This window comes from Citrobacter sp. RHB36-C18 (assembly GCF_013814485.1).
GTDB classification, from domain to species: Bacteria; Pseudomonadota; Gammaproteobacteria; order Enterobacterales; family Enterobacteriaceae; genus Citrobacter; species Citrobacter braakii.
The window spans coordinates 673,063-699,164 of record NZ_CP057125.1 but is presented as its reverse complement, the minus strand read 5'-3'; the positions used below and the strand labels follow the sequence as shown (position 1 = coordinate 699,164).

26 protein-coding genes and 1 riboswitch are annotated in these 26,102 nt (G+C 52.5%); of the genes, 12 read left to right on the top strand and 14 right to left on the bottom strand.

Annotation, left to right across the window (positions count from 1 at the left end; all coding sequences use genetic code 11):
* Positions 1-67 precede the first annotated feature (67 nt).
* Both HVZ52_RS03410 and HVZ52_RS03405 read left to right on the top strand, forming a co-directional pair.
* Positions 68-649 carry an NAD(P)H-dependent oxidoreductase gene (locus tag HVZ52_RS03410; protein WP_181598863.1) on the top strand — a complete coding sequence of 194 codons (582 nt, stop codon included), beginning with the start codon at positions 68-70 and terminating at the stop codon, positions 647-649.
* A 30-nt stretch (positions 650-679) separates the two neighbouring features.
* Positions 680-994: a putative quinol monooxygenase gene (locus tag HVZ52_RS03405; protein ID WP_016154515.1), complete on the top strand. Its 315-nt coding sequence runs from the start codon at positions 680-682 to the stop codon at positions 992-994.
* A 100-nt stretch (positions 995-1,094) separates the two neighbouring features.
* On the opposite strand, the gene parE is transcribed toward HVZ52_RS03405, so the two are convergent.
* From parE to nudF, 5 genes are read right to left on the bottom strand one after another with little or no spacing between them, the layout of a single operon-like run.
* Entirely contained in the window at positions 1,095-2,987 is a 1,893-nt protein-coding gene (gene parE / locus HVZ52_RS03400) for a DNA topoisomerase IV subunit B (protein ID WP_003024571.1), read from the bottom strand.
* A 28-nt stretch (positions 2,988-3,015) separates the two neighbouring features.
* Entirely contained in the window at positions 3,016-3,597 is a 582-nt protein-coding gene (gene yqiA / locus HVZ52_RS03395; protein ID WP_019077695.1) for an esterase YqiA, read from the bottom strand.
* On the bottom strand, positions 3,597-4,424 hold the full coding sequence (gene cpdA / locus HVZ52_RS03390; protein WP_016154517.1) for a 3',5'-cyclic-AMP phosphodiesterase: 828 nt from the start codon (positions 4,422-4,424) through the stop codon (positions 3,597-3,599). Before cpdA ends, yqiA begins: the two co-directional genes overlap by 1 nt.
* Positions 4,425-4,448: 24 nt before the next feature.
* A complete protein-coding gene (locus tag HVZ52_RS03385) occupies positions 4,449-4,871 on the bottom strand; it encodes a DUF1249 family protein (protein ID WP_016154518.1) in 423 nt (140 codons plus the stop codon).
* Positions 4,868-5,500 carry an ADP-ribose diphosphatase gene (nudF, locus tag HVZ52_RS03380; RefSeq protein ID WP_019077696.1) on the bottom strand — a complete coding sequence of 211 codons (633 nt, stop codon included), beginning with the start codon at positions 5,498-5,500 and terminating at the stop codon, positions 4,868-4,870. The genes HVZ52_RS03385 and nudF overlap by 4 nt, the downstream gene beginning before the upstream one ends.
* A gap of 199 nt (positions 5,501-5,699) precedes the next feature.
* Here nudF and tolC point away from each other — a divergent pair, with 199 nt between their 5' ends.
* From tolC to HVZ52_RS03365, 3 genes are all read left to right on the top strand, one after another.
* Positions 5,700-7,178: an outer membrane channel protein TolC gene (gene tolC / locus HVZ52_RS03375; protein WP_094168678.1), complete on the top strand. Its 1,479-nt coding sequence runs from the start codon at positions 5,700-5,702 to the stop codon at positions 7,176-7,178.
* Between the two features lie 147 nt (positions 7,179-7,325).
* Complete coding sequence (locus tag HVZ52_RS03370; protein WP_016154521.1) at positions 7,326-8,003, top strand: DUF1190 family protein; 678 nt, start codon at positions 7,326-7,328, stop codon at positions 8,001-8,003.
* Positions 8,004-8,008: 5 nt separating this feature from the next.
* On the top strand, positions 8,009-9,169 hold the full coding sequence (locus HVZ52_RS03365; protein WP_019077698.1) for a glutathionylspermidine synthase family protein: 1,161 nt from the start codon (positions 8,009-8,011) through the stop codon (positions 9,167-9,169).
* Between the two features lie 85 nt (positions 9,170-9,254).
* On the opposite strand, the gene ygiD is transcribed toward HVZ52_RS03365, so the two are convergent.
* A complete protein-coding gene (gene ygiD, locus HVZ52_RS03360; protein ID WP_016154523.1) occupies positions 9,255-10,043 on the bottom strand; it encodes a 4,5-DOPA dioxygenase extradiol in 789 nt (262 codons plus the stop codon).
* 147 nt (positions 10,044-10,190) lie between these two features.
* Between ygiD and zupT the strand changes: the two genes are divergently transcribed.
* On the top strand, positions 10,191-10,964 hold the full coding sequence (zupT, locus tag HVZ52_RS03355) for a zinc transporter ZupT (protein WP_016157488.1): 774 nt from the start codon (positions 10,191-10,193) through the stop codon (positions 10,962-10,964).
* 65 nt (positions 10,965-11,029) lie between these two features.
* On the opposite strand, the gene HVZ52_RS23140 is transcribed toward zupT, so the two are convergent.
* Positions 11,030-11,206, bottom strand: coding sequence for a hypothetical protein (locus tag HVZ52_RS23140; protein ID WP_016154525.1), 177 nt, complete (start codon positions 11,204-11,206; stop codon positions 11,030-11,032).
* A 397-nt stretch (positions 11,207-11,603) separates the two neighbouring features.
* Between HVZ52_RS23140 and HVZ52_RS03350 the strand changes: the two genes are divergently transcribed.
* Genes HVZ52_RS03350 through dsbI form a run of 3 tightly spaced genes read left to right on the top strand, consistent with a single transcriptional unit; the run spans position 11,604 to position 14,784 of the window.
* Positions 11,604-13,400, top strand: a complete 1,797-nt coding sequence (locus tag HVZ52_RS03350; RefSeq protein WP_016154526.1) for an aryl-sulfate sulfotransferase — start codon at positions 11,604-11,606, stop codon at positions 13,398-13,400.
* A 23-nt stretch (positions 13,401-13,423) separates the two neighbouring features.
* Positions 13,424-14,092: a thiol:disulfide interchange protein DsbA/DsbL gene (locus HVZ52_RS03345; RefSeq protein WP_181598862.1), complete on the top strand. Its 669-nt coding sequence runs from the start codon at positions 13,424-13,426 to the stop codon at positions 14,090-14,092.
* Between the two features lie 14 nt (positions 14,093-14,106).
* The gene (gene dsbI, locus HVZ52_RS03340; RefSeq protein ID WP_049041403.1) at positions 14,107-14,784 is read left to right on the top strand and encodes a protein-disulfide oxidoreductase DsbI; all 678 of its coding nucleotides are present in this window, start codon (positions 14,107-14,109) and stop codon (positions 14,782-14,784) included.
* 83 nt (positions 14,785-14,867) lie between these two features.
* On the opposite strand, the gene ribB is transcribed toward dsbI, so the two are convergent.
* The gene (ribB, locus tag HVZ52_RS03335; protein WP_016154529.1) at positions 14,868-15,521 is read right to left on the bottom strand and encodes a 3,4-dihydroxy-2-butanone-4-phosphate synthase; all 654 of its coding nucleotides are present in this window, start codon (positions 15,519-15,521) and stop codon (positions 14,868-14,870) included.
* A 106-nt stretch (positions 15,522-15,627) separates the two neighbouring features.
* Positions 15,628-15,777, bottom strand: a riboswitch (FMN riboswitch).
* 132 nt (positions 15,778-15,909) lie between these two features.
* Here ribB and ubiK point away from each other — a divergent pair.
* Entirely contained in the window at positions 15,910-16,206 is a 297-nt protein-coding gene (gene ubiK, locus HVZ52_RS03330; protein ID WP_003024618.1) for a ubiquinone biosynthesis accessory factor UbiK, read from the top strand.
* Between the two features lie 34 nt (positions 16,207-16,240).
* On the opposite strand, the gene glgS is transcribed toward ubiK, so the two are convergent.
* The 4 genes from glgS to HVZ52_RS03310 all read right to left on the bottom strand — a co-directional run bounded on the left by glgS (position 16,241) and on the right by HVZ52_RS03310 (position 22,515).
* The gene (gene glgS / locus HVZ52_RS03325) at positions 16,241-16,447 is read right to left on the bottom strand and encodes a cell surface composition regulator GlgS (protein ID WP_019077704.1); all 207 of its coding nucleotides are present in this window, start codon (positions 16,445-16,447) and stop codon (positions 16,241-16,243) included.
* 307 nt (positions 16,448-16,754) lie between these two features.
* The gene (gene hldE, locus HVZ52_RS03320) at positions 16,755-18,188 is read right to left on the bottom strand and encodes a bifunctional D-glycero-beta-D-manno-heptose-7-phosphate kinase/D-glycero-beta-D-manno-heptose 1-phosphate adenylyltransferase HldE (RefSeq protein WP_016157492.1); all 1,434 of its coding nucleotides are present in this window, start codon (positions 18,186-18,188) and stop codon (positions 16,755-16,757) included.
* Positions 18,189-18,247: 59 nt separating this feature from the next.
* Positions 18,248-21,088: a bifunctional [glutamate--ammonia ligase]-adenylyl-L-tyrosine phosphorylase/[glutamate--ammonia-ligase] adenylyltransferase gene (gene glnE, locus HVZ52_RS03315; protein ID WP_181598861.1), complete on the bottom strand. Its 2,841-nt coding sequence runs from the start codon at positions 21,086-21,088 to the stop codon at positions 18,248-18,250.
* 125 nt (positions 21,089-21,213) lie between these two features.
* Positions 21,214-22,515 carry an inorganic triphosphatase gene (locus tag HVZ52_RS03310; protein WP_047414043.1) on the bottom strand — a complete coding sequence of 434 codons (1,302 nt, stop codon included), beginning with the start codon at positions 22,513-22,515 and terminating at the stop codon, positions 21,214-21,216.
* 241 nt (positions 22,516-22,756) lie between these two features.
* Between HVZ52_RS03310 and HVZ52_RS03305 the strand changes: the two genes are divergently transcribed.
* Together HVZ52_RS03305 and HVZ52_RS03300 are read left to right on the top strand one after the other, a co-directional pair.
* Positions 22,757-23,377 (top strand): TIGR04211 family SH3 domain-containing protein, encoded by a 621-nt coding sequence (locus HVZ52_RS03305; RefSeq protein WP_016154533.1) that lies wholly within the window; start codon positions 22,757-22,759, stop codon positions 23,375-23,377.
* 61 nt (positions 23,378-23,438) lie between these two features.
* Complete coding sequence (locus tag HVZ52_RS03300) at positions 23,439-24,674, top strand: multifunctional CCA addition/repair protein (protein WP_047414044.1); 1,236 nt, start codon at positions 23,439-23,441, stop codon at positions 24,672-24,674.
* Positions 24,675-24,726: 52 nt separating this feature from the next.
* Here the strand turns inward: HVZ52_RS03300 and bacA are convergent, their stop codons facing one another.
* Together bacA and folB are read right to left on the bottom strand one after the other, a co-directional pair.
* Positions 24,727-25,545 (bottom strand): undecaprenyl-diphosphate phosphatase, encoded by an 819-nt coding sequence (bacA, locus tag HVZ52_RS03295; RefSeq protein ID WP_016154535.1) that lies wholly within the window; start codon positions 25,543-25,545, stop codon positions 24,727-24,729.
* A gap of 86 nt (positions 25,546-25,631) precedes the next feature.
* Positions 25,632-26,000: a bifunctional dihydroneopterin aldolase/7,8-dihydroneopterin epimerase gene (folB, locus tag HVZ52_RS03290; RefSeq protein ID WP_003828442.1), complete on the bottom strand. Its 369-nt coding sequence runs from the start codon at positions 25,998-26,000 to the stop codon at positions 25,632-25,634.
* Positions 26,001-26,102: the final 102 nt, after the last annotated feature.

Here is a 26,102-nt window from a genome sequence, read left to right as displayed (position 1 = left end):
TGCTAATTTCACCGCGTCGCTGGTAGGGGTAAAATCGTCTTCAAACGTATTTCCCTGAGGACACAAAATGAGCAACATTCTGATTATCAATGGTGCGAAAAAATTCGCCCACTCCAACGGTCAGTTAAACGACACCCTGACCGAGGTCGCGGATAGCCTTCTGCGCGACCTCGGGCATGATGTTAAAGTCGTGCGCGCCGACAGCGACTATGACATTCCTGATGAAGTACAGAACTTCGTCTGGGCCGATGTGGTTATCTGGCAAATGCCTGGCTGGTGGATGGGTGCGCCGTGGACCGTGAAAAAATACATTGATGACGTGTTTACCGAAGGTCACGGTACGCTGTACGCCAGCGATGGTCGCACGCGTTCAGATGCGTCTAAAAAATACGGCTCCGGTGGGCTGATTCAGGGCAAAAAATACATGCTGTCACTGACCTGGAACGCACCGATGGAAGCTTTTACTGAAAAAGATCAGTTCTTCCATGGCGTTGGCGTTGATGGCGTTTATCTCCCGTTCCATAAAGCAAACCAGTTCCTGGGAATGGAAGCGCTGCCGACCTTTATCACCAATGACGTGATTAAAATGCCGGACGTCCCGCGTTATATCGCAGAATATCGCAAGCATCTGAACGAAATTTTTGGTTAACTGGTAACCTAGAATTAGAAGGAGTTAACCATGCTTACCGTTATTGCAGAAATCCGTACACGTCCAGGTCAACATCACCGCCAGGCGGTACTGGATCAATTCGCTAAAATCGTTCCAACCGTATTGAAAGAAGAAGGCTGCCACGGCTACGCGCCGATGGTCGATCATGCTGCTGGCGTCAGTTTTCAGACCACAGCCCCGGACTCAATCGTGATGGTTGAACAGTGGGAAAGCATTGCGCATCTTGAAGCGCATTTGCAGACACCGCATATGAAAGCCTATAGCGAAGCCGTGAAAGGCGACGTGCTGGACATGAGTATTCGTATTCTGGAGTCTGGCATTTAAGATTGTCGATTTGCCGGATAACGCCATAAACAGACGTATCCGGCTTATATTGCAATCCTCAGGCCTGGTAAGCCCAGCGCCACCAGGCATTCACGGTCAATTACCCTTCGAGATCCGCCAGGTCGCCTTTCTCCTGCAACCAGTTACGGCGATCTTCAGAACGCTTCTTGGCCAGCAGCATATCCATCATTGCGTTGGTACGCTGATCGTCTTCGTCATCGATGATGAGCTGCACCAGGCGGCGAGTGTTCGGATCCAGCGTGGTTTCACGCAGCTGCATCGGGTTCATTTCACCCAGACCTTTAAAGCGCTGCACGTTCGGCTTGCCTTTCTTGCGTTTTAACTGCTCCAGCACGCCCGCTTTCTCTTCTTCCGTCAGCGCGTAATACACCTCTTTACCGAGGTCGATACGGTATAACGGCGGCAGCGCCACATAGACGTGACCGTGTTTCACCAGCGTACGGAAGTGTTTCACAAACAGCGCGCACAGCAGCGTGGCGATGTGCAAACCATCGGAATCCGCATCCGCCAGAATACAGATCTTACCGTAGCGCAGCTGGCTCAGATCATCACTGTCCGGATCGATGCCGATCGCCACCGAAATATCGTGAACTTCCTGCGAGGCCAACACTTCATCGGAAGAGACTTCCCAGGTGTTGAGGATCTTACCTTTCAGCGGCATGATCGCCTGATATTCACGATCGCGCGCCTGTTTAGCCGATCCGCCCGCCGAGTCACCTTCGACGAGGAACAGTTCGGTGCGATTAAGATCCTGTGCGGTACAGTCCGCCAGTTTCCCCGGCAACGCCGGACCGCTGGTCAACTTTTTACGCACCACTTTTTTCGCCGCACGCAGACGACGCTGGGCACTGGAAATCGCCATCTCAGCCAGCAGTTCGGCTGATTGCACGTTCTGGTTCAGCCACAGGCTGAAAGCATCTTTCACCACGCCAGAGACGAATGCCGCGCACTGCCGCGAAGAGAGGCGCTCTTTGGTTTGTCCGGCAAACTGCGGATCCTGCATTTTTACCGACAGCACGTAAGCACAGCGATCCCAGATATCTTCCGCCGACAGCTTCACACCGCGCGGCAGAATATTGCGGTATTCACAGAACTCGCGCATTGCATCCAGCAGACCCTGACGCAGGCCGTTAACGTGCGTACCGCCCTGCATGGTTGGGATCAGGTTCACATAGCTTTCAGTCAGCAGCTCGCCGCCTTCCGGCAGCCAGAGCAGCGCCCAGTCCACGGTTTCTGTTTCACCGCTGAAATTACCGATAAACGGTTTTTCCGGCAGCGTCGGCAAGCCATTTACCGCTTCGCTCAGATAGTCATTCAGGCCATCCTGGTAGCACCAGCGCTGTTCACTGTTATTGACCTCGTCCTTAAAGGTGATCTCAACGCCTGGGCACAGCACCGCTTTGGCTTTCAGTACGTGCGTTAAGCGCGAAACGGAAAAACGCGGGCTGTCAAAGAAGCTTTCATCCGGCCAGAAGTGCACGCTGGTTCCGGTATTGCGTTTACCGCAGGTACCGACAACCTGTAAATCTTGCACCTTATCGCCGTTCTCAAACGCGATGTTGTACACCTGCCCGTCGCGGCGCACGTTCACTTCCACACGCTTCGACAGGGCGTTGACCACGGAGATCCCTACCCCATGTAAACCACCAGAGAACTGATAGTTTTTGTTGGAGAACTTACCGCCCGCGTGCAGACGACAGAGGATCAGCTCTACCGCCGGAACACCCTCTTCAGGGTGAATGTCTACCGGCATGCCGCGGCCATCATCAATAACTTCCAGAGACTGGTCGGCATGTAAAATCACGTCCACGCGTTTTGCGTGGCCCGCCAGTGCTTCATCCACACTGTTATCAATCACTTCCTGTCCAAGATGGTTCGGACGGGTTGTATCGGTGTACATCCCCGGGCGACGGCGTACCGGCTCAAGCCCAGTGAGTACCTCAATGGCATCAGCGTTATAAGTTTGCGTCATGGTTTAAATAAGCAATTCGAATTGATCGTCAGAAACTGTGCAGTCCAAGGAAATCGACAATCGGGTTGAAATAATCTTCGAAGCCCGTGAATGCGTGGTTTCCGCCCTCAATAACTGTCTGGCGGCAGGAGGCGTAATACGCCACCGCCTGGCGGTAGTCCAACACTTCATCGCCCGTTTGTTGAAGCAGCCAGATCAAATCCGGCGCTTCCAGCGGGTCAATCTGCATGACTTTAAGATCGTAAATATGGCGTGACTCTAGCACATATTGCTGCCCCGTGTAGGGGTTCTCGTTTTGACCGAGATAGTCGACCAGCAGTTCATAAGGTCGGACAGCAGGGTTCACCACCACCGCGGGCAGCATAAAACATTGCGACAGCCAGGTGGCGTAATAGCCTCCTAGCGAGGAACCGACAATTCCCAGCGACTCTCCGCCATGTTCAAGAATGATCGATTCCAGCATTTCTGCGGCCTGGGCCGGATACGGTGGCAACTGGGGTACGATCATCTCAATGTGCGGATGATGCTCCGCCAGCCAGTTTTTGAGCAAACATGCCTTCGCCGAACGAGGAGAACTATTAAATCCGTGAAGATAAAGAAGCGTAGACATCAGTAGCCTTCTGAAGCGGTATCAGGGTGGAACCGATTACCCTGCAGACGGCGCACCTGAGTCTGCAACGTCCCGTCAGCAAAAAGCTCCAGCGTCCGCCAGCCTGGGCTGATGGTATCTAACGTGAAGTTGGAACAGTGTGGCTTAAACTGCACACAGGTCGACGGCGTCGCCAGCAGGCGGCGTCCGTTCCAGTCCAAATCCAGTTCCTGATGAATATGCCCACACAACAAATACTTGGCACGAGGATAATTCACCAGCACGTTATCCAGCTCTGCGGCATTACGCAGGCTATGCTGATCGAGCCAGCTACAACCTGCTGGCAGAGGATGATGATGCAGAAGCAGCAAAGTATTGCGCTCAGGCGCATCGGCAAGTTTACGTTCCAGCCATTCGAGCTGAAATTCGCTTAATTCACCGTGGGGAACGCCGAACACCTGGCTGTCCAGCAACAGGATTTGCCACTGTTCACCAATAAAGACGCGTTTAGCGGGTGAAATCCCCGCGTCCTGTAGCGCGCTGTACATTGCCGGCTGAAAATCGTGATTGCCCGGTAGCCAAACGCAGGGCGCACGAAAGCTTGCGATGCCCTCAGCAAAATGCTGATAGGCCGCAGCGGATTGGTCCTGCGCCAAATCACCAGTCGCGACGATCAGATCGTATTCAGGCGACTCTGCATGTATTGCATCCAGTACGGATTGATAGCTGTCCCAGGTGTTTACACCCAGCAGCGTTTCATGCTTTTCGGCAAACAGGTGAGTGTCTGTAATTTGTAAGATCCTGACTCTGGCCTCACCAGCCAAAGGAAGGGTTAACAGGCTTTCCAAATGGTGTCCTTAGGTTTCACGACGCTAATAAACCGGAATCGCCATCGCTCCATGTGCTAAACAGTACCGTAACCAGTCGGCCAGAAACTGATTAATTTGATGCTTTTCGTCGCGTTGATGCAACTTTTTATTTGGATAATCATACCGCGCTTTGAAGCGAAAGATCTGCTGACTCGAACACACTTCGGCCACCCTCGCGTCATGATACAGGCGGACTGTCAATGACGGCAGGCTCCAGTAAGTGACCGCGGGTGCCGTTTGTTCGATCGCGACAAGCGTAGTGTATCGGGTCGATTCAACGATCGTTAACCGATATTGTGCGTTTGCGACCTGATAGCTCACTGTTTCATCGGCTGCGTCATTACGCGGCAGCAGACGGCGCAATTGCGAATAGTTGGTTTCGCACAGGCGCATCATTTCAGGGAAGTCAGGTGTGTAACGCTTCATTTTTTCCACTCAGTTTTTAACTCTTGATAGTGCAGTTGTAACCATTGCAAGGCGATGACAGAAGCCGCGTTGTCGATTTTCCCCTCTTCAACCCATTGATAAGCCTGCTCCCGGCTCACCACATGAACACGAATATCTTCGTTTTCATCAGCCAGACCGTGGATCCCGCTCGCGGTCGTGGCGTCCACTTCGCCAACTAAAATAGACAGGCGCTCACTGGTGCCACCAGGGCTTGCCAGATAGCTCAGAACGGGCTTCGTACGTTTAACTTCCAGCCCGGCCTCTTCCATCGCTTCACGACGAGCCACTTCCTCAACGGTTTCGCCCTCTTCAATCATTCCGGCCACCATTTCCAGGAGCCACGGACTTTCGCTGGTATCAAACGCTGCGATACGGATCTGCTCGACCAGAACAACTTCGTCCCGCTCAGGGTCAAAGGGTAGCAAGACTGCCGCGTGTCCGCGCTCAAAAATTTCGCGCTTTACCTCACCGCTCATACCCCCGTTAAACAGGCGATGGCGGAACCGATAAAGATCCAGTGAAAAAAAACCGCGGTATAGCGTTTCTCGTGCAATAATTTCTACATCATTTTTAGTGAAAGTCATTGGCAAGTTGTCTGGTTTACGCATTGTGCTGTCCTGAAACCAATAGTGATTAAAATGTGAATTTCAAGGTCGTTTGACTGATGTTTGAACGCCCTTGTGTTAAATTGATGCAAATTAACGCCGTATGGCACGTAACGCCAACTTTTTGAAGTGGCGGATTCTGCTAGAATCAGCAAATATTTTTACAATTTGATCAGCGCTAAATACTGCTTCACAACAAGGAATGCAAATGAAGAAATTGCTCCCCATCCTTATCGGCCTGAGCCTGTCGGGGTTCACTACTTTGAGCCAGGCAGAAAACCTGATGCAGGTTTATCAGCAAGCACGCCTGAGCAACCCGGAATTGCGTAAATCCGCCGCCGATCGCGATGCTGCATTCGAAAAAATTAACGAAGCGCGTAGCCCATTACTGCCGCAACTAGGTTTAGGTGCCGATTACACCTACAGCAATGGCTACCGTGATGCAAATGGCGTCAACTCCAACGCAACCAGCGCGTCATTACAATTGACTCAGACGCTGTTCGACATGTCTAAATGGCGTGCCCTGACGCTGCAAGAAAAAGCAGCAGGCATCCAGGACGTAACGTATCAGACCGATCAGCAAACGCTGATCCTGAATACCGCTACCGCTTATTTTAACGTACTGAACGCGATTGACGTGTTGTCTTACACTCAGGCACAGAAAGATGCGGTCTATCGTCAGTTAGATCAGACTACACAGCGTTTTAACGTGGGCCTGGTCGCCATCACTGACGTACAGAACGCCCGTTCACAATACGATACCGTACTGGCGAACGAAGTTACCGCGCGTAACAATCTGGACAACGCGGTAGAACAGCTGCGCCAGGTGACCGGTAACTACTACCCGGAACTGGCTTCGCTGAACGTTGATGGCTTTAAAACCAACAAACCGCAGGCGGTGAACGCGCTGCTGAAAGAAGCAGAAAACCGCAACCTCTCATTATTGCAGGCGCGTTTGAGCCAGGATCTGGCGCGTGAACAGATTCGTCTGGCGCAGGATGGTCACTTACCGACGCTGGGTTTGACCGCCTCTACCGGCGTTTCTGACACCTCCTACAACGGGTCGAAAACCAACACCTCCCAGTATGACGACAGCAACATGGGCCAGAACAAAATCGGTCTGAACTTCTCGCTGCCGCTGTACCAGGGCGGGATGGTTAACTCGCAGGTGAAACAAGCGCAGTACAACTTTGTTGGCGCGAGCGAACAACTGGAAAGCGCACACCGTAGCGTGGTGCAAACCGTGCGTTCTTCGTTCAACAACATTAATGCTTCTATCAGTAGCATTAACGCGTACAAACAAGCGGTTGTCTCTGCCCAAAGCTCTTTAGATGCGATGGAAGCAGGCTATTCCGTAGGTACCCGTACCATCGTGGATGTGTTGGATGCCACCACCACGCTGTACAACGCCAAGCAGCAACTGGCGAATGCGCGTTATACCTATCTTATCAACCAGCTTAACGTCAAATCTGCACTCGGTACGCTGAACGAGCAGGATCTGGTGGCGCTGAACAATACGCTGGGTAAACCGATCCCGACTTCTCCGGATAGCGTCGCGCCGCAAAATCCGCAGCAAGATGCCGCTGTGAATGACTTTAACAGCAACGGCAATATGCCTGCGGCTCAACCAACGGCTGCACGTTCAACCAGCAGCAACGGTAACAACCCGTTCCGTAACTGATGCTGATGACGGGGCTTCGGCCCCGTCTGAACGTAAGGCAACGTAAAGATCCACCCCTTCTTCCGCATTCTCGCCTCTTCCCGCTTCAATTTCGACCAGTCATCCTCTATTCTGAGCAGAGTTACCACTGGGTCCTGGAAGACATAAATGAAACGGACAAAATCTATACATCACGCCTCGTTCCGCAAAAGCTGGAGCGCGCGCCACCTGACTCCTGTCGCTCTGGCAGTTACCGCTGTTTTTATGCTCGCGGGCTGTGAAAAGAGTGACGAAACGGTTTCGCTTTATCAGAACGCGGACGACTGCTCTGCAGCTAATCCGGGTAAAAGCGCCGAATGTACCACCGCGTTTAACAATGCGCTGAAAGAAGCTGAACGCACCGCGCCAAAATACGCCACTCGCGAAGACTGTATCGCTGAATTCGGCGAAGGCCAGTGCCAACAGGCACCTGCACAAGCGGGCATGGCGCCGACCGGTGAAGGTCAGGCTCAGGCGCAGAATCAAAGCAGCGGCAGCTTCTGGATGCCGCTGATGGCAGGCTATATGATGGGCCGCATGATGGGTGGCGGTATGGGCGCTCAGCAGCCGCTGTTCAGCTCGAAAAATCCGGCCAGCCCGGCATACGGCAAATATACGGATGCCGGCGGTAAAAACTACGGCGCCGCAACGCCAGGTCGCACCATGACCGTACCGAAAACCGCCATGGCGCCGAAACCGGCTACCACCTCTACCGTAACCCGCGGTGGATTTGGCGAATCTGTGGCTAAACAGAGCACCATGCAGCGTAGCGCAAGCGGTACTACCACTCGTTCAATGGGCGGCTGATCGTCATGGAAAGAGTCAGTATTGTTGAGCGCCCGGACTGGCGCGATAAAGCCACCGAATACGGTTTCAACTTTCACACTATGTACGGCGAGCCGTACTGGTGTGAGGATGCGTATTATAAGCTCACGCTTGCTCAGGTCGAAAAGCTGGAAGAGGTCACCGCAGAGCTGCATCAAATGTGTCTCAAAGTGGTGGAAAGGGTCATCGCCAGCGATGAGCTGATGACCAAGTTTCGCATTCCGAAGCATACCTGGGGCTTTGTCCGCCAGTCCTGGCTGACACAGCAGCCGTCGCTCTATTCGCGTCTCGATCTGGCGTGGGACGGCACGGGCGAGCCTAAGCTGTTAGAAAACAACGCCGATACGCCAACCTCTCTGTACGAAGCTGCGTTTTTCCAGTGGATCTGGCTGGAAGACCAACTCAATGCAGGCAACCTGCCGGAAGGCAGCGATCAATTCAACAGTCTGCAGGAAAAGCTGATCGAGCGTTTCGCCGAGCTGCGTGAGCAGTATGGTTTTCAGTTGCTACATCTGACCTGTTGTCGCGATACGGTGGAAGATCGCGGAACGATCCAGTATCTGCAGGATTGCGCTGCCGAAGCTGAAATCGCCACTGAATTCCTCTATGTCGAAGATATTGGTCTTGGTGAAAAAGGTCAGTTCACGGATATGCAGGATCAGGTCATTGCTAACCTGTTCAAGCTCTATCCGTGGGAATTCATGCTGCGCGAAATGTTCTCCACTAAGCTGGAAGACGCTGGCGTTCGCTGGCTCGAACCAGCCTGGAAGAGCATCATCTCCAACAAAGCGTTATTACCGCTGTTGTGGGAAATGTTCCCGGATCATCCGAATCTGCTGCCTGCGTATTTCGCCGAAGATGACTATCCTCAGATGGATAAATTCGTCGTAAAGCCGATCTTCTCACGTGAAGGCGCGAACGTTTCAATTATCGAAAACGGTAAAACGATCGAAGCAGTGGAAGGGCCGTACGGCGAAGAAGGTATGATCGTGCAGCAATTCCATCAGCTACCGAAGTTTGGCGACAGCTATATGTTGATCGGCAGCTGGCTAATCAACGATCAACCAGCTGGCATTGGCATTCGCGAAGACCGCGCGTTGATCACGCAGGATCTCTCGCGTTTCTATCCGCATATTTTTGTCGAATGACTGAGAGTGCCGGGTGGTGGCTGCGTCTTACCCGGCCTACAGCATGAACTGTAGGCTCGATAAGCGCAGCGCCATCGGGCATTTATCATCCGACCTGCACCGACAACATACTCAAACTTCCCATCTCAATCCCGTCAACAGGAATAGTCACCGGCTCTTTGCCGTCCCAGGCACCTAATACGTACAGCAGCGGCAGATAGTGATCCGGTGTCGGGTTCGATAACGATCCCCCTTCATGATCGAGATAGTTCACCAGCGGGTGCTGTTCAACCGGTCCCTGCCATGTCAGGTTTGCTTTAACATATTCGTTGAATGAGGTCGCCCACGGATATGGCGTGTTCTCACCATGCCAACGCGCAGTGCGCAGGTTATGTACCACGTTGCCGCTGGCTACCAGCATAATGCCCTCATCACGCAGTGCCGCCAGCTTGCGGCCAATTTCAAAATGCCAGGCCGCAGGTTTAGTACTGTCAATGCTCAGTTGCACCATCGGAATATCCGCATGCGGGTACATCTTGATCAGCACGCCCCATGAACCGTGGTCAAAACCCCACGCCTCTTTGTCTAAGGTAACGGGCACCGGGGCCAGCAAGTCAACCAGATGCTGCGCCAGTTCCGGTGATCCAGGAGCCGGGTAATGGGTGTCATACAGCGCCTGCGGAAAACCGCCAAAATCGTGGATCGTTTTAGGCGCTTCCATCGCCGTCACGCCCGTGCCACGAGTGAACCAATGCGCCGAGACCACCACAATGGCTTTCGGGCGCGGCAACGTTTCCCCCAGTTGCTGCCAGGCGCGGGTATAAACGTTATCTTCCAGAACATTCATCGGGCTACCGTGACCCAAAAACAATGCTGGCATACGAGTTGAAGACATGATGATATCCTTACTGAGGGAGTCATTTTGATACCACCACAATACGCTTATTCGGCTGATGAAGAACTCAGATAACCATGATGAAGATCATCAGTTATTTTGACGATCCGACCCGGACAGCAGATTGATAAGGAGTTTTATTTGTCGATGTCAGTACCTTTACTTCTGACTTTACTGGCAGGCGCCGCCACGTTTATCGGCGCATTTCTCGGCGTGTTAGGGCAAAAACCCTCCAACCGCGTGCTCGCCTTTTCGTTAGGCTTCGCCGCAGGGATTATGTTACTGATCTCACTGATGGAGATGCTCCCAGCCGCACTGGCTGCTGAAGGCATGTCGCCGGTATTGGGCTACGGAATGTTTATCGTTGGCTTACTGGGATACTTTGGCCTGGACCGCCTATTGCCGCACGCGCACCCTCAGGATCTGGTACAGAAAACCACGCGGCCACTGCCCGGCTCCATTAAACGTACCGCGATTTTATTAACGCTCGGCATTAGCCTGCACAACTTCCCGGAAGGGATAGCGACGTTTGTTACCGCCAGCAGCAACCTCGAGCTGGGCTTTGGTATTGCCCTTGCCGTCGCATTACACAATATTCCTGAAGGATTAGCCGTTGCGGGTCCAGTCTATGCAGCCACGGGCTCCAAACGTACGGCGATATTCTGGGCCGGGATCTCGGGCATGGCGGAAATCCTGGGTGGCGTACTGGCGTGGTTAATTCTGGGGAGCCTGATCTCGCCGGTAGTGATGGCGGCAATAATGGCAGCAGTCGCAGGAATTATGGTAGCGCTGTCCGTCGATGAGCTAATGCCGTTGGCAAAAGAGATCGACCCGAATAATAATCCCAGCTATGGGGTACTTTGTGGAATGTCGGTGATGGGGTTAAGTCTTGTCATCCTCCAGTCCATGGGGATCGGCTAATTCAGAGGGCGGATGCCACCCTGCTAATTTACAGCATCCGCTCATCCATAGCAGAACGTGAAGGACTATTCCTGTTCCTTAACCGCGCTGTTATCTTCGCCAGAACGACGAAAGAGTTTGTTTCGCGCCTCGAGTAATGCATCCCGGTCTTGCCGAAATGCCCGACAATAACGCTTCATATGGCAATAATAACCAACTGCAACGAGTGCAATTAATACAATCCAGTACCAGGCGATAAACATTCTTTTACCCTTAAAATTTAACATCATTAAACATTTAACGTTAAAATTTTACACAACCTTATTCTTACATACTCCTATAGTGGCATATTCCAGAAACAAATATATGATTTCGATCATATAAACCAGCAGCTATGCAAATAGTTGACACCGTTATAAAAAATAAAACAATGTCGACAAGATCACACTGCGCAATAATAAATAATGCCCTTAAAATAACGCACTCATACCATCCAAAAAATAATAAAAATTAGCGCCTGCAAAATAATACACCACATCAATATTAATATATTCACCATAAAAGTAGCATCGGCAACACCATTTTTTATTATATTCACATCGTAAAAACATAATATATTCAGCACTGTTATATCTAAAGATAATATAAGGAGATATATCCATGTTTACACAGTACCGAAAAACACTTCTAGCCGGAACGCTTGCACTGACGTTTGGCTTTGTCGCAGGTAATTCATTTGCCGCGGGTTTCCAACCAGCCCAGCCTGCAGGAAAATTGGGTGCGATAGTCGTTGACCCATACGGAAACGCCCCTCTTACCGCACTGGTTGAATTAGATAGTCATGTTATTTCGGATGTTAAAGTTACCGTTCATGGTAAAGGTGAAAAAGGAGTCCCAATTACCTATACCGTCGGCAAAGAATCCCTCGCCACCTACGATGGGGTTCCTATTTTTGGCCTTTATCAAAAGTTCGCTAATAAGGTCACTGTTGAATATAAAGAAAATGGCAAGGCCATCAAGGAAGATTACGTGGTGCAAACATCTGCCATCGTTAATCACTACATGGATAACCGTTCTATTTCCGATTTACAGCAAACAAACGTTATTAAGGTCGCACCTGGCTTTGAAGACCGTCTCTATCTGGTGAATACCCACACCTTTACCGCGCAGGGCGCAGAATTCCACTGGCATGGTGAAAAAGATAAAAATGCCGGTATCCTGGATGCTGGTCCGGCCGGTGGCGCATTACCCTTTGATATCGCACCCTTTACCTTTGTCGTTGATACGGAAGGCGAATATCGTTGGTGGCTGGATCAGGACACTTTCTATGACGGTCATGACATGGATATCAACAAGCGCGGTTACCTGATGGGGATACGGGAGACACCGCGCGGCACCTTCACCGCCGTACAGGGCCAGCACTGGTATGAGTTCGATATGATGGGCCAGATTCTGGCCGACCATAAGCTGCCGCGCGGATTCCTCGACGCATCGCATGAGTCCGTCGAAACGGTGAACGGCACCGTACTGCTTCGCGTGGGTAAACGTGATTATCGTAAGGAAGATGGCATTCACGTACAAACTATCCGCGACCAGATTATTGAAGTCGACAAATCCGGTCGTGTTGTTGACGTGTGGGATCTGACAAAAATTCTCGATCCGATGCGTGATGCACTGCTGGGTGCGTTGGATGCGGGCGCGGTATGCGTCAACGTGGACCTCGCTCATGCCGGCCAGCAGGCAAAACTGGAGCCAGATACCCCCTACGGTGATGCCCTCGGCGTGGGTGCGGGTCGTAACTGGGCGCACGTTAACTCCATCGCCTTTGACGCCAAAGACGACGCCATCATTATCTCTTCCCGCCATCAAGGGGTTGTCAAAATCGGTCGCGATAAACAGGTTAAGTGGATCCTTGCACCGTCTAAAGGCTGGAATAAGGCGCTGGCAAGCAAGCTGTTAAAACCGGTTGATGATAAAGGCAACGCACTGAAATGTGATGAAAATGGCAAGTGCGAGAATACCGATTTCGATTTTACCTACACTCAACACACCGCATGGCTCTCCAGCAAAGGAACGCTTACCATTTTTGACAACGGCGATGGCCGCGGACTCGAACAACCGGCTTTACCAACGATGAAATACTCCCGTTTCGTCGAATATAAAATTGACGAGAAAAAAGGGACCGTCCAGCAAATTTGGGAGTACGGAAAAGAGCGCGGTTATGATTTTTATAGCCCTATCACCTCGGTTATCGAATATCAAAAAGATCGCGACACCATGTTTGGCTTTGGTGGTTCGATTAATTTATTTGACGTTGGACAGCCAACCATCGGCAAAATCAACGAAATTGACTACAAAACAAAAGAAGTCAAAGTCGAAATTAATGTCCTGTCAGATAAGCCAAATCAAACTCACTACCGTGCATTGCTGGTTCATCCACGCCAAATGTTTAAATAATTACATTAGATTAAGGATTAATTATGTCATCTAAATGGATCACTTCATTATTTAAAAGTGTGGTATTAACCGCCGCGCTTGCCTCACCGTTTGCAGCATCAGCGTTTACTGAAGGCACTGATTATATGGTTCTGGCAAAACCAGTTCCCAATGCCGATAAGACGTTGATCAAAGTATTCAGTTACGCCTGCCCATTTTGCTACAAATATGATAAAGCCGTGACAGGGCCCGTGTCAGACAAAGTCGCCGATGTCGTTACTTTCACTCCGTTTCATCTGGAAACCAAAGGGGAATACGGTAAGCAGGCCAGTGAAATCTTTGCCGTAATGATTGCCAGGGACATGGCTGCAGGTATTTCATTGTTTGACGCCAAATCACAGTTTAAAAAAGCCAAGTTCGCTTATTACGCCGCCTACCACGATAAGAAAGAGCGCTGGTCAGAGGGTAAAGATCCCGCCTCATTCATCAAAACAGGGTTGGATGCAGCGGGCATGAGCCAGGCTGATTTTGACGCGGCATTGAAGGATCCAGCCGTCCAGCAAACGCTGGAGAAATGGAAAGCAGCATATGATGTCGCCAAAATCCAGGGCGTTCCGGCTTACGTCGTCAATGGTAAATACCTGATCTACACCAAAAATATCAAATCTATTGATTCCATGGCTGAGCTTGTCAGAGAGCTCGCGAAAAAATAAACAGGGACCCGGCTATGGCTTTCATAAAAGGATCGTGGCGAGACTTACGCAATACACCGGTTGATACCCTGGTGAGATGGCAGGAACAGCGCTTTCTGTGGCTGTTGATGGCTTGCGCAATGGGTGGATTGATTATTCTGGCGCACTCGTTCTTCCAAATCTATCTCTACATGGCCCCCTGCGAGCAATGTGTCTACATTCGCTTTGCCATGCTGGTGATGGTTTTTGGCGGATTGATTGCGGCAATCAACCCCAAAAATGTTGTACTGAAGCTCATCGGTTGTATCGCGGCATTTTACGGCAGCATCATGGGCATTAAGTTCTCCATCAAACTTAACGGCATTCATTATGCTGTACATAACCCGGACCCGGATTCGCTGTTTGGCGTACAGGGATGTTCCACCGATCCGACATTCCCTTTCAATTTACCTCTGGCCAACTGGGCACCGGAGTGGTTTAAACCCACAGGAGATTGCGGCTATGACGCTCCCATCGTTCCCGACGGCGTGGCGCTCAGCAGTACGCAAAAGTGGTTTGTCGATCTGTACCAGCAGTCAGAAGGCTGGTATCTGATCCCGCCTTGGCATTTTATGAACATGGCGCAGGCCTGTTTGTTGGCCTTTAGTTTGTGCTTACTGTTGCTCGTCATTATGAGCGGCGCATGGGCATTAAAGCGGGTGAGAACCAAATAATCGGGGCAAGAAACAAAAAAACCGAAGCCTGGAAGATGGCTTCGGTTTTTTATGCTTACCGCGACTAACGTGGTAATTTGCGATTAGCTGGCTTTGCGCTCATGCGCCTGACGGTAAGCCACCAGGTCTTCGATAGTAACTACCGCCATATTATGCTTGCCGGCAAATTCGATACATTCTGGCGCACGCGCCATGGTGCCATCGTCATTGGTCAGTTCGCACAGCACGCCTGCCGGTTTAAACCCTGCCAGCGTCATCAGGTCGATGGTTGCTTCAGTGTGACCACCGCGGGTCAACACGCCACCTGCCTGAGCACGCAGCGGGAAAACGTGCCCCGGACGGTTAAGATCGGAAGGTTTAGCGCCATCCTGAATTGCCGCACGTACCGTAGTAACACGGTCCGCAGCGGAAACGCCGGTGGTCACGCCTTCTGCGGCTTCAATGGTGACGGTAAAACCGGTACCGTAAGCGCTGGTGTTATTTTCCACCATCATTGGCAGATCGAGCTGTTTGCGTCGGTCTTCAGTGATGCACAGGCATACAATACCGCTGCCGTGACGAATGGTCAGAGCCATCTGTTCAACAGTCATGGTTTCTGCCGGGAAAATCATATCGCCTTCGTTTTCACGATCTTCGTCGTCAAGCACCATCACACCGCGTCCTTCACGCAGCGCAGACAGCGCAAGTTCAACACGTTCGAAAGGCGTACCAAAAGAGGAAAGTAGCGTCTGATTCATGGTAAAAAAACCTCACTAAAATTATGGTTACCAGAATCAGGGCAGTCTTAGGAGTACCGTCTAAGCGGCAAAAAAATAACGTGAGCGGGTCCATGCCCGACTGGATCGTTACTCTCTCCCATCCGGACTCTAACCGTCGGCCCCGGAATTACACCGGATCTGCTGACCTTTGAGTTTGCACCCAAAGCGCTCGCGGGCTTTCAACCTGAGTTGATTTACCGCCGGTGGGGAATTTCGCCCCGCCCTGAGAATAAGCGGGTTAACTATAACGCTATTGATTACCTTCATCAACGCCTTTGCTCGTCTTAGCTTCACACAATTCTGGTTTATGCCTGTGCCAGTTCGCACTACAATAGGCAACAACACGTACCAGTTCAGGGAAACCACAATGATTGACCCGAAAAAAATTGAGCAGATTGCTCGTCAGGTTCACGAGTCGATGCCGAAAGGGATCCGCGAGTTTGGCGAAGACGTCGAGAAGAAAATTCGTCAAACGCTGCAGTCACAGCTGACCCGTCTGGATCTGGTAAGCCGTGAAGAGTTTGATGTACAGACTCAGGTTTTGCTGCGTACCCGTGAAAAGCTGGCGCTGCTTGAGCAACGTCTGACTGAGCTGGAATCGCGTGAAAAAACGGCAGAAGTTAAACCTGCTCCCGCGATCCCGTCAGTCGATCCGCAAGAGTAAAAACGACAACGGGCCGCAAGGCCCGTTTTTTCTGTTAGTGTTCCAGTTCTAGCTTCCTGGCCTCCGTCGCCTGCTGGCAGTACAGCGCATAGCGTTTGCAAAACCAGCTACGATGTTCTTCATCCATATTCCCAGTTATCGCCTGGATATCTACGGGATGGCCCTCAGCTTGCATCCTGGCAAAACTACGGGCCAGGAAATCGAAATTGTTCATTGAATACATATTGCTGTTCATGAGCATACCCTCCAGTTATTGAATATCTGTTAAGGCCATATGCTTTTTCTAATTTCAGTATTTCCCTGGATGCGAAGTTATTCTGTACATATTGTGCGCAAACGCACTGCGCTGGTTCACAGTTTCCCACGAAATCTAAGAGGGGTCGGATTTAAGGTCAGCGTGACGCACGCTTATTGTAACGTCATGTAAAAGTAAATCGGGAGGAGAAATCCCCTCTCCCCTTATTCCTTTACTCTGGGTTAAAGAAAACAGCAGCATCAATAGCAAGAAACGTATCGAATCCAAAAGTTCGATACGTTTCCAGCATTTGTTATTTATCGCTGTCTTTTTGGATCTTCTTGATGATATTGGTCGTTGAGCAGCCATCTTCAAAGTTCAGCACCAGCACTTCTCCGCCGTTCGCCCACACTTCTTTGCTGCCCGCAATATCTTCCGGCTTATAGTCGCCGCCTTTTACCAGCAGATCCGGCAGGATGCCGGCAATCAGACGCTGTGGTGTGTCTTCTTCAAAAGAGACCACCCAGTCGACGGCTTCCAGCGCGCCCAGCACGATCATGCGCTGTTCCAGCGGGTTGACCGGACGCGTTTCGCCTTTCAGACGTTTGGTCGAAGCATCGCTGTTTACCGCCACGATCAGACGATCGCCCAGCTTGCGCGCATTCGCCAGATAGGAAACGTGGCCCGCATGCAGGATGTCGAACACGCCGTTGGTCATCACCACTTTCTCACCGCGCTTGCGGGCGCTGGCTACGGCCTGTTTCAGCTCAGACTCGCTCATCACGCCAAAGCCAGTGTCGGCCCGACCGCGCACGGCGTTTTCCAGTTCAATCGGGGAAACGGTGGAAGTCCCCAGTTTACCGACGACAACACCCGCTGCGGCATTAGCAAAATAGCACGCCTCTTCCAGAGTGTTCCCCGCCGCCAGCGTCGCTGCCAGCACGCCGATCACCGTATCGCCCGCCCCCGTCACGTCATACACTTCCTGCGCCTGCGTCGGCATATGCAGTGGCGATTTGCCCGGTTGCAGCAGTGTCATACCCTGTTCGGAACGCGTGATCAGCAGCGCGGAAAGGTCGAAATCTGCAATCACTTTCATGCCGCGCTCAACCAGTTCATCTTCGCTTTTGCACTTACCGACCACCGCTTCAAATTCAGACAAATTCGGCGTCAGCAGCGTTGCGCCACGATAGCGTTCAAAATCGGTCCCTTTCGGATCGATAAGCACCGGCACCCCAGCCTTACGCGCCAGAGCAATCATCTGCTGCACGCTTGCCAGCGCGCCTTTGGCGTAATCGGAGAGCACCAAAGCGCCAATGGAGCCCAGAGCCTGGTTAATACGCTCATGCAGTGGCTGCGGATCCACGCCTTCAAAACCTTCTTCGAAATCCAGGCGAATCAGTTGCTGGTTGCGGGAAAGCACGCGCAGTTTGGTGATCGTCGGATGAGTTGGCACAGAAACGAAGTCACATTTTACGTTCACATCCGCCAGCGTTTTGCTCAGCGCACGCGCCGCGTCGTCAATCCCAGTCAGGCCAACCAGACGCGAATTCGCTCCCAGAGAGGCAATGTTCATCGCCACGTTTGCTGCGCCACCGGGACGTTCTTCAATGGTATCAACCTTCACCACCGGAACCGGCGCTTCAGGTGAAATACGGCTGGTAGGACCGTACCAGTAGCGATCTAGCATCACATCACCGACAACCATGACTCCTGCACGTTCAAACTCTGGCAGCGTTACTTTCATTCCTGTCTCCTGAGAGATTCTCTGAGGGTCTTAAAATTTGCGCGCGATAATAGCACACTTCACTCGGCAACCAGCCACTTCTGCCAGCTGTCACGCACCAGCGTACGTTCAGCGTCGAAGAGCTCCGGCGCCACATGGCCCGGAAGTTCCTGCAATGCAAGATGATGAAGTTCATCGCGCAGCGTCGTATAAGCACGGGTAAGCGCCAGCGCTTCCTGCTCATCCATAATGTCGTTTTGCGCCAGTAACTCCAGAATGCGCACGTTATCCGACCAGCGCGTCAGCTTCGGTTTTTCATGCGCATAGCGCAGCACCAGGTATTGCGTAATAAACTCAATGTCGGTGATGCCGCCTTCATCCGCTTTGATATCAAAACGATCGCGATGCTTATTGCCCAAATGGGCCCGCATTTTCTCACGCATTTCGCGCACATCGGTCTGCAAGGTTTTCGCATCGCGGACGAGGGTCATGATATCGCGACGAATCGCATCAAACTGAGAGGTCAACCGTGGGTCGCCGTACACCACTCGAGCGCGCACCAGCGCTTGATGCTCCCACGTCCAAGCTTCGTTGCGCTGGTAATCAGCGAAAGCCTCGGTTGATGTCACCAGCATTCCCGCCGCGCCGGACGGACGCAACCGCGCATCCACTTCATACAAAATACCGGATGAGGTGCGGGTGCTGAAAAGGTGCATAATGCGCTGCGACAGACGCAAATAGAACTGTCGCCCGTCAATCTCACGCTCACCATCCGTCATCACGTCCATAGGACAGTCATGCAGGAAGATCAAATCAAGATCCGAACTGTAGCCCAGCTCCCAGCCGCCCAGTTTGCCATACCCGACGACGGCAAAACCGCGCCCCTCGCGCCCGTCAAGATGAGTGGGTTGCCCGTAGCGAGCGACCATCTGCATCCACGCCTGCTGGACTACCGCATCAATAATAGCTTCCGCCAGCCAGGTTAAGTGGTCGCTCACCTTCATCACCGGCAGCGTACCAGCGATATCTGCCGCGGCAATGCGCAGCAATTGCGTTTGCTTAAACTGACGCAGCGCTTCCAACTGCTGCTCTTCGTCATCTTCCGGTACGCGCAGCAAATACTGGCGCAGTTCATCACGGTAGGCATCCGTCGCGGTGGGTTGATACAGGGTGTTTGGATCCAGCAGTTCATCGAGCAACAGCGGATACCGCGCCAGCTGGCTGGCGATCATCGGCGAGGCAGCACATAACGAAATCAGATGCTTAAGCGCTCCGGGGAATTCGCTCAGCAGCTCCAGATAGGTCGTACGGGTCACAATGCCTACCAGCAGCGGTGTGATGCGCGACAGCGGTACTGAGGCGTCGTCACGCGAACAGACATCGCTCAGCAGATGTGGCATTAAGTGATCCAGCACCTGGCGTCCGCGTGGGCCAATGGTGCGTTTATCCAGCTCTTTGCGAAAATCGGCAATCAGAGACAGCACGCGCCGGCGATCGTCATCCGCCAGATGCGTCAGCACCGGCGTGGTGTCATCTTCCTGTAATGCGTCCTGCCACAGTTCACGCCACTGTTCTGAGAGCGACTCTTCCTGGGTTTCTGCTTCGTCATCGCCAATCAACTCGTTAAACACCCGGCGCACGTTGTCCATATGACTGGCCAGCACATCGGTTAGCTGCTGCCAGTCATCGACGTTCATCCCCCACGCCAGCCGCGCGCGGTTCAGTTCATCGCCTGGCAACGTCTGGGTCTGCTCATCATTGATACTTTGCAGCAGGTTCTCCAGACGACGTAAATAGAGATAGGCTGCGTGCAGTTGTTCCGCGTCGGTATCTGACAGCAGGTGCAACGCATTGATGGCGCTGAGCGTGGGTAACAGCGAGCGGGATTGCAATGACGGCTCGCGCCCACCGCGAATAAGCTGGAATACCTGCACGATAAATTCGATTTCACGAATACCGCCCGCGCCCAACTTAATGTTGTCTTTCAGGCCACGGCGGCGCACTTCGCGGGCAATCATTCCTTTCATGTTACGCAGAGACTGGATCACGCTGAAATCAATATAGCGGCGGAAAACAAAAGGCCGCAGCATAGCGCGAAGCTCACTGACGTAAGTACCGTCGCAATCGCCCATAATGCGGGCCTTGACCATCGCATAGCGTTCCCAGTCGCGCCCTTGTTCCTGGTAATAATCCTCCAGCGCGGAGAAGCTCAGCACCAGCGGGCCGCTGTCGCCAAACGGGCGTAAACGCATATCCACCCGATAGACAAATCCATCCATTGTGGGCTGATCCAGCACTTTGATAAGCCGCTGGCCCATACGGGTAAAGAACTGCGCGTTATCCAGCTCGCGACGTCCGCCCTGCGTACTGCCGTGCTCCGGCCAGGCAAAAATCAGATCGATATCAGAGGAAAAATTGAGTTCGCCGCCGCCCAGTTTCCCCATGCCTAAAATCAGCAGCGGTTGCGCAACACCTTGTGGATTACAGGGCGTACCCCATTCACGACAGCAGGCGGTGTATAACCAGTCACGCGCGGCGACGATCAGCGTTTCAGCCAAATGGCTTAGCTGCTGCAAGATACTCTCTTCCGTCACCAGCGACAGCGTCTGCGCCCAGGCGATACGCACCATGATGCGACGGCGAAACAGGCGCAGCTCACGCATCAACGTGTTTTCATCGCTAACGTCGACCAATGCTTGCTGTAACCAATCAGCATAGTGTTGCCATTCATCCGCCTCGGGTGGCGTGCTTTCCAGTTCGACCAGCCATTCGGGATGGGCAATAATGCTGTCGCGAAAAAAATCACTGAATGTAAGCACTGACTTCGCCTGAATGCTAAGCGAGGACTCAGATATTGCTGCTGGCAGCCGCTCAACAACGGTCGGCCAGTACTGCTGTAACGGTGAAGAGAGCTGCTTCATTTATGGATTATCCTTTGAATAGTACCGGGCAGCGGCATGTTGCCTTATCCAGTCTGCATGACGCTTCCGCCCATCGCGTAAGCCTGATAGGCGCAGCGCCATCAGGCATCCCGGCCTCACCCTGATTATCGTTTTCCGCTGTGCAGCCAGAACGGTTCCAAAGCAATCGCCTCGTTGCGGAAGTGTTCAATTTCAATGTATTGGTTGGCCGCAATGGCGTGACGTAAACCCTGCCAGGTGGCGATCCATTCCGATGCGACCTTTTCGTCGTAGTATCCCGCCAGCATCAGCATGCTATCAATATTGCGCGTCAGGCGCGGAAGTTGATCGGCGTACTGATCGCCCAGCGGCTGAGCAAAAGCTGTTTTCAGTTCAGCAGCATGGCGCGAGAGATGGGTATCCGAGAAACGCTTAAAGGAGTCGGCTATTTTACCCTGCGCCTTCGCATCAAGGAACGGCTGCCACCCTTTGGTCACCAGCCATTCGGTCAGCGCCAGCTTGGCCATCGCCGTTTGCGTGCTGTAAACCGCGGAAACGGCAGAAACGTCAGACGCAATGATCGCTTCCGACTGGGTCAGCAAATCACGTAAGTGAGCACTCGCTTTTCTCGGCACATTACCGCCAAACAGCATCAGAATGTGACGCACCAGGCCCATCGCAGCCAGCACCTCGGCTTTCGCCCCTTTGACGCCGCGCACCCACAGCTCTTCATGGTACTGCCACTGTGATAATGCCAGCTCCAGCGCCGCTTCCAACCCTTGCTCAATACTCGCTTTTGCCGGAACCTTCAAAATGCGCGTCGGTTTGAGTTCACGCGGTGCATTCCCCTGAGCCAGATGATAGCCGCGCGCCGCTTTACTCAGGCTGCCCTGGCGTAAACCGGTTTGCGATACCAGCTGGTTTGCCAGCTTCAATACTGCTCGGGTATCGCCGCTTAACAGCTCCAGTTCAAGCTCACAGATAGGTTCAGCCAACTCGCCCGCTTTCACTTCCCCGAGATCGAGGGCCATTTCAATGCGGCTACCGTCGATATCAAGGTGCCATTTCTCACGGTAAAAATCGGTGCTGAAGAGCGGCTGTACCTGAGAGGCAAGTTCAGCGGGCAGTTCGCCATCAGGCCAGACTTCCGTTGGAAACAGGGAGAGATCCAACTCTGGCGCGTTCAGCGCAACGTTAAACTCCGGCCGCTGATGCAGGCCACCCGTCACTCGTCCGGCAATTTTCATGGTCATTTCGTAATGACCGTTCTCACCGCGAATACGCAGCCCCATATCGTGACCACGCAGCCACGCATCGGGCGTTTCGTAGTAGATATTCAGCAACTGGCTGGGCGCATGATGCTCTCCCCCCAGCGTATTCAGACGTTCACGTAGCGCATCTACGGCGTCACTATTGACGATAAATTTTAATTCGATTTCCTGGGCCATGGTCTTGTACTTATGGGTTATGTCACAGTTGAGAAAACTGACTGCGAACTAAGCTCGTTCTTTATTGTCAGTAGATAGTATTTTGCGCCAAATTGCCATGCAACGAGCAATTTGACGGGCGTAAAAGTTTCGAGTGGTGGCAAAAAGGACACAGATGATTCCGATTGATGTCGAATGCTTTGCGTAGAGACACTGATGCCACTACTATCGTTCCACTTTCTATGACAATAACGACAGCCTGATGCCAAAATTACGCCTGATTGGATTAACTTTACTCGCACTTAGCGCCACTGCAGTCTCTCATGCCGAAGAAAAGCGCTATGTTTCTGACGAACTGAACACCTGGGTCCGCAGCGGTCCGGGAGATAATTATCGCCTCGTGGGTACGGTTAACGCCGGCGAGGAAGTCACGCTATTACAGACCGATGCCAACACCAACTACGCCCAGGTGAAAGACAGCACCGGACGTACCGCCTGGATCCCACTGAAAGAGCTGAACAGTACGCCGAGCCTGCGTACCCGCGTTCCCGATCTGGAAAACCAGGTCAAGACCTTGACCGATAAGCTCAATAATATCGACACCACGTGGAATCAGCGCACCGCCGATATGCAGCAAAAAGTGTCGCAAAGCGACAGCGTAATCGACGGGCTGAAACAAGAAAACCAGAAGCTGAGGAACGAGCTTATCGTGGCGCAAAAGAAGGTCAGCGCAGCCAACCTTCAGCTTGATGACAAACAGCGCACCATCATCATGCAGTGGTTTATGTACGGCGGCGGCGTGCTAGGTCTTGGTTTGCTGCTCGGCCTGGTTCTGCCACACATGATCCCCAGCCGTAAACGTAAAGATCGCTGGATGAACTGAATCGCCTTCTCCGCCACACTGACATATGATTAAGGGATCATAATTTCAAAAGGAAAGTGGCGTGAAGATTTATCTGGTCGGTGGTGCTGTTCGGGATGCGTTATTAGGGCTACCGATTAAAGATAAAGATTGGGTTGTTGTCGGCGCCACGCCGCAAGAGATGCTCGACGCGGGCTACCAGCAGGTAGGCCGCGATTTTCCCGTGTTTCTGCATCCGCAAACCCGGGAAGAGTATGCGCTGGCGCGTACCGAACGCAAATCAGGCTCGGGGTATACCGGATTCACCTGTTACGCCGCGCCGGATGTGACGCTGGAGGCCGATCTTCAGCGTCGCGATCTGACCATCAACGCAATGGCCCGCGATGACGACGGCGAGATTATCGATCCGTATAACGGACGCGACGATCTGGAAAACCGTCTGCTACGCCATGTGTCCCCCGCCTTTAGCGAAGATCCATTGCGCGTGCTGCGCGTGGCGCGCTTTGCTGCCCGCTATGCGCACCTCGGTTTTCGTATCGCTGAAGAAACCATGACGCTGATGCGCGATATGAACGCCGCAGGGGAACTGGAGCACCTGACGCCAGAGCGAGTGTGGAAAGAAACAGAAGGTGCTTTAACCACCCGTAACCCACAGGTATTTTTTCAGGTCCTGCGCGACTGCGGCGCACTGCACGTCCTGTTTCCGGAAGTAGATGCCCTGTTTGGCGTTCCCGCGCCCGCGCAATGGCACCCGGAAATTGATACCGGTATTCACACGCTGATGACGCTGTCGATGGCGGCCATGTTAAGTCCGGAGGTCGACGTGCGTTTCGCCACGCTGTGCCACGATCTTGGCAAGGCATTGACGCCAAAAGCACTGTGGCCACGCCACCACGGTCACGGTCCGGCTGGCGTGAAGCTGGTCGAGCAACTGTGCCAACGCCTGCGCGTGCCGAATGACATCCGTGATTTAGCCAAACTGGTAGCCGAGTTTCACGACCTCATTCATACCTTCCCGATCCTGCAGCCGAAAACCATCGTTAAGCTGTTTGATTCCATCGATGCCTGGCGCAAACCGCAGCGCGTGGAGCAAATCGCCCTGACCAGCGAGGCCGACGTGCGTGGGCGGACCGGTTTTGAAGCGGCGGATTATCCGCAAGGCAGGCTGTTGCGTGAAGCCTGGCAGGTTGCGCAGGCGGTACCAACGAAAGACGTCGTTGAGGCGGGATTCAAAGGTCAGGCTATTCGCGAGGAACTGACCCGGCGTCGGATCGCGGCGGTGGCCGCCTGGAAAGAACAACGTTGCCCAAAAGCGTAGACAGAGCATTGCCGGATAAGCTTTAACGCCGCTATCCGGCAAGCTAGCAAAATCAGAAGAACACGACGTAAACGGCTGCCGCCACAATAAAGCGGTAAATCGCAAACGGAATAAACGAGATGCGCTTAATCAGCTGCAGGAAGGTTTTGATCGCCACCAACGCCACGATAAACGCCGTCACGAAACCAACTGCAAACATCGGAATATCTGATGCGCTGAGGAACGTCCAGCTTTTGTAGAGATCCAGCGCCGTTGCGCCCATCATCATCGGCACGGCCAGCAGGAAGGAGAATTCGGAGGCCGCGTAACGGCTTACTCCCATCAGCATACCGCCAGAAATCGTCGCCCCGGAACGAGAAAAACCCGGCCACAGCGCCAGACACTGGAAACAGCCAATCATAAACGCCTGGCGATAGGTCATATCATCCAGACCCGGCGCACGCGGCTCTTTCGGCTTCAGACATTCTGCGGCAATCAGCAGCACGCCCCCTACCACCAGCGCATACATCACGTTGATCGGGTTAAACAGCGATTTGATGATGTCGTGGAAAATCAGTCCCAGTACGACGGCAGGAACCATCCCCAACAGGATATGGCCCAGCGTCAGCCGACCTTTGCCAGTGCCTTCATGTGGGACCTTACCGAAGTGAATGCCAATCAGGCCAAACAGACGTCGCCAGAACATCACCACGACCGCCAGGATAGAGCCCAACTGGATAACCACCTCAAATGTTTTTGCGGTGTCACCCTCAAAACCCAGCAAGTGGCCAACAATAATCATATGGCCGGTACTGGAAACGGGTAAAAACTCCGTCAATCCTTCGACCACACCCAAAATTGCCGCCACCAGCAGCGAGTGCATATCACTCATTAATGAACCTCTAGATAGAGAAACCACGGCGAAAACGAGCCGACATAAAGACCCTTTTATACCCGTTTGATTTAGATATTATTAAGTTAATTATTTTCTTTCAGATTATTGCCACGCTCAATGATAACCCCGACGTTCGCCGCACGGGCTACCGCGCCAGGTTTACTGAGTTTGATCCGCACCCATGGAGAATTAAAACGGCTCAGCAGCAGATCCGCCACCTCTTCCGCCACACGTTCGACCAGCGCAAAGCGCCCGCCTTCCACATGATTAACAACCGTTTGAGCAATATCAGCATAGCTCAGACAATCAGCCACATCATCGCTTTTAGCCGATTTACGGTTGTCCCACGCCATTTCGATATCGAACACCAACTGTTGTTCGATCGTTTGTTCCCAGTCGTAAACACCAATAGTGGTGATTACAGAAAGTTGCTCTATAAATACAATATCCATCACGACCTGCCTGCTTTTTGGCTAACCCGGATACCACTTCCGGCGAAATATGCGTATTATCCACAGAAGTAGCGTTTTACACGACATTTTCAAAACGGAACA

Coding starts and splice junctions, on each gene's coding strand:
- HVZ52_RS03410 (WP_181598863.1), top strand. CDS start 68: ATGAGCAACATTCTGATTATCAATGGTGCGAAAAAATTCGCCCACTCC.
- HVZ52_RS03405 (WP_016154515.1), top strand. CDS start 680: ATGCTTACCGTTATTGCAGAAATCCGTACACGTCCAGGTCAACATCAC.
- parE (WP_003024571.1), bottom strand. CDS start 2,987: ATGACGCAAACTTATAACGCTGATGCCATTGAGGTACTCACTGGGCTT.
- yqiA (WP_019077695.1), bottom strand. CDS start 3,597: ATGTCTACGCTTCTTTATCTTCACGGATTTAATAGTTCTCCTCGTTCG.
- HVZ52_RS03385 (WP_016154518.1), bottom strand. CDS start 4,871: ATGAAGCGTTACACACCTGACTTCCCTGAAATGATGCGCCTGTGCGAA.
- nudF (WP_019077696.1), bottom strand. CDS start 5,500: ATGCGTAAACCAGACAACTTGCCAATGACTTTCACTAAAAATGATGTA.
- tolC (WP_094168678.1), top strand. CDS start 5,700: ATGCAAATGAAGAAATTGCTCCCCATCCTTATCGGCCTGAGCCTGTCG.
- HVZ52_RS03370 (WP_016154521.1), top strand. CDS start 7,326: ATGAAACGGACAAAATCTATACATCACGCCTCGTTCCGCAAAAGCTGG.
- HVZ52_RS03365 (WP_019077698.1), top strand. CDS start 8,009: ATGGAAAGAGTCAGTATTGTTGAGCGCCCGGACTGGCGCGATAAAGCC.
- ygiD (WP_016154523.1), bottom strand. CDS start 10,043: ATGTCTTCAACTCGTATGCCAGCATTGTTTTTGGGTCACGGTAGCCCG.
- zupT (WP_016157488.1), top strand. CDS start 10,191: ATGTCAGTACCTTTACTTCTGACTTTACTGGCAGGCGCCGCCACGTTT.
- HVZ52_RS23140 (WP_016154525.1), bottom strand. CDS start 11,206: ATGTTTATCGCCTGGTACTGGATTGTATTAATTGCACTCGTTGCAGTT.
- HVZ52_RS03350 (WP_016154526.1), top strand. CDS start 11,604: ATGTTTACACAGTACCGAAAAACACTTCTAGCCGGAACGCTTGCACTG.
- HVZ52_RS03345 (WP_181598862.1), top strand. CDS start 13,424: ATGTCATCTAAATGGATCACTTCATTATTTAAAAGTGTGGTATTAACC.
- dsbI (WP_049041403.1), top strand. CDS start 14,107: ATGGCTTTCATAAAAGGATCGTGGCGAGACTTACGCAATACACCGGTT.
- ribB (WP_016154529.1), bottom strand. CDS start 15,521: ATGAATCAGACGCTACTTTCCTCTTTTGGTACGCCTTTCGAACGTGTT.
- ubiK (WP_003024618.1), top strand. CDS start 15,910: ATGATTGACCCGAAAAAAATTGAGCAGATTGCTCGTCAGGTTCACGAG.
- glgS (WP_019077704.1), bottom strand. CDS start 16,447: ATGCTCATGAACAGCAATATGTATTCAATGAACAATTTCGATTTCCTG.
- hldE (WP_016157492.1), bottom strand. CDS start 18,188: ATGAAAGTAACGCTGCCAGAGTTTGAACGTGCAGGAGTCATGGTTGTC.
- glnE (WP_181598861.1), bottom strand. CDS start 21,088: ATGAAGCAGCTCTCTTCACCGTTACAGCAGTACTGGCCGACCGTTGTT.
- HVZ52_RS03310 (WP_047414043.1), bottom strand. CDS start 22,515: ATGGCCCAGGAAATCGAATTAAAATTTATCGTCAATAGTGACGCCGTA.
- HVZ52_RS03305 (WP_016154533.1), top strand. CDS start 22,757: ATGCCAAAATTACGCCTGATTGGATTAACTTTACTCGCACTTAGCGCC.
- bacA (WP_016154535.1), bottom strand. CDS start 25,545: ATGAGTGATATGCACTCGCTGCTGGTGGCGGCAATTTTGGGTGTGGTC.
- folB (WP_003828442.1), bottom strand. CDS start 26,000: ATGGATATTGTATTTATAGAGCAACTTTCTGTAATCACCACTATTGGT.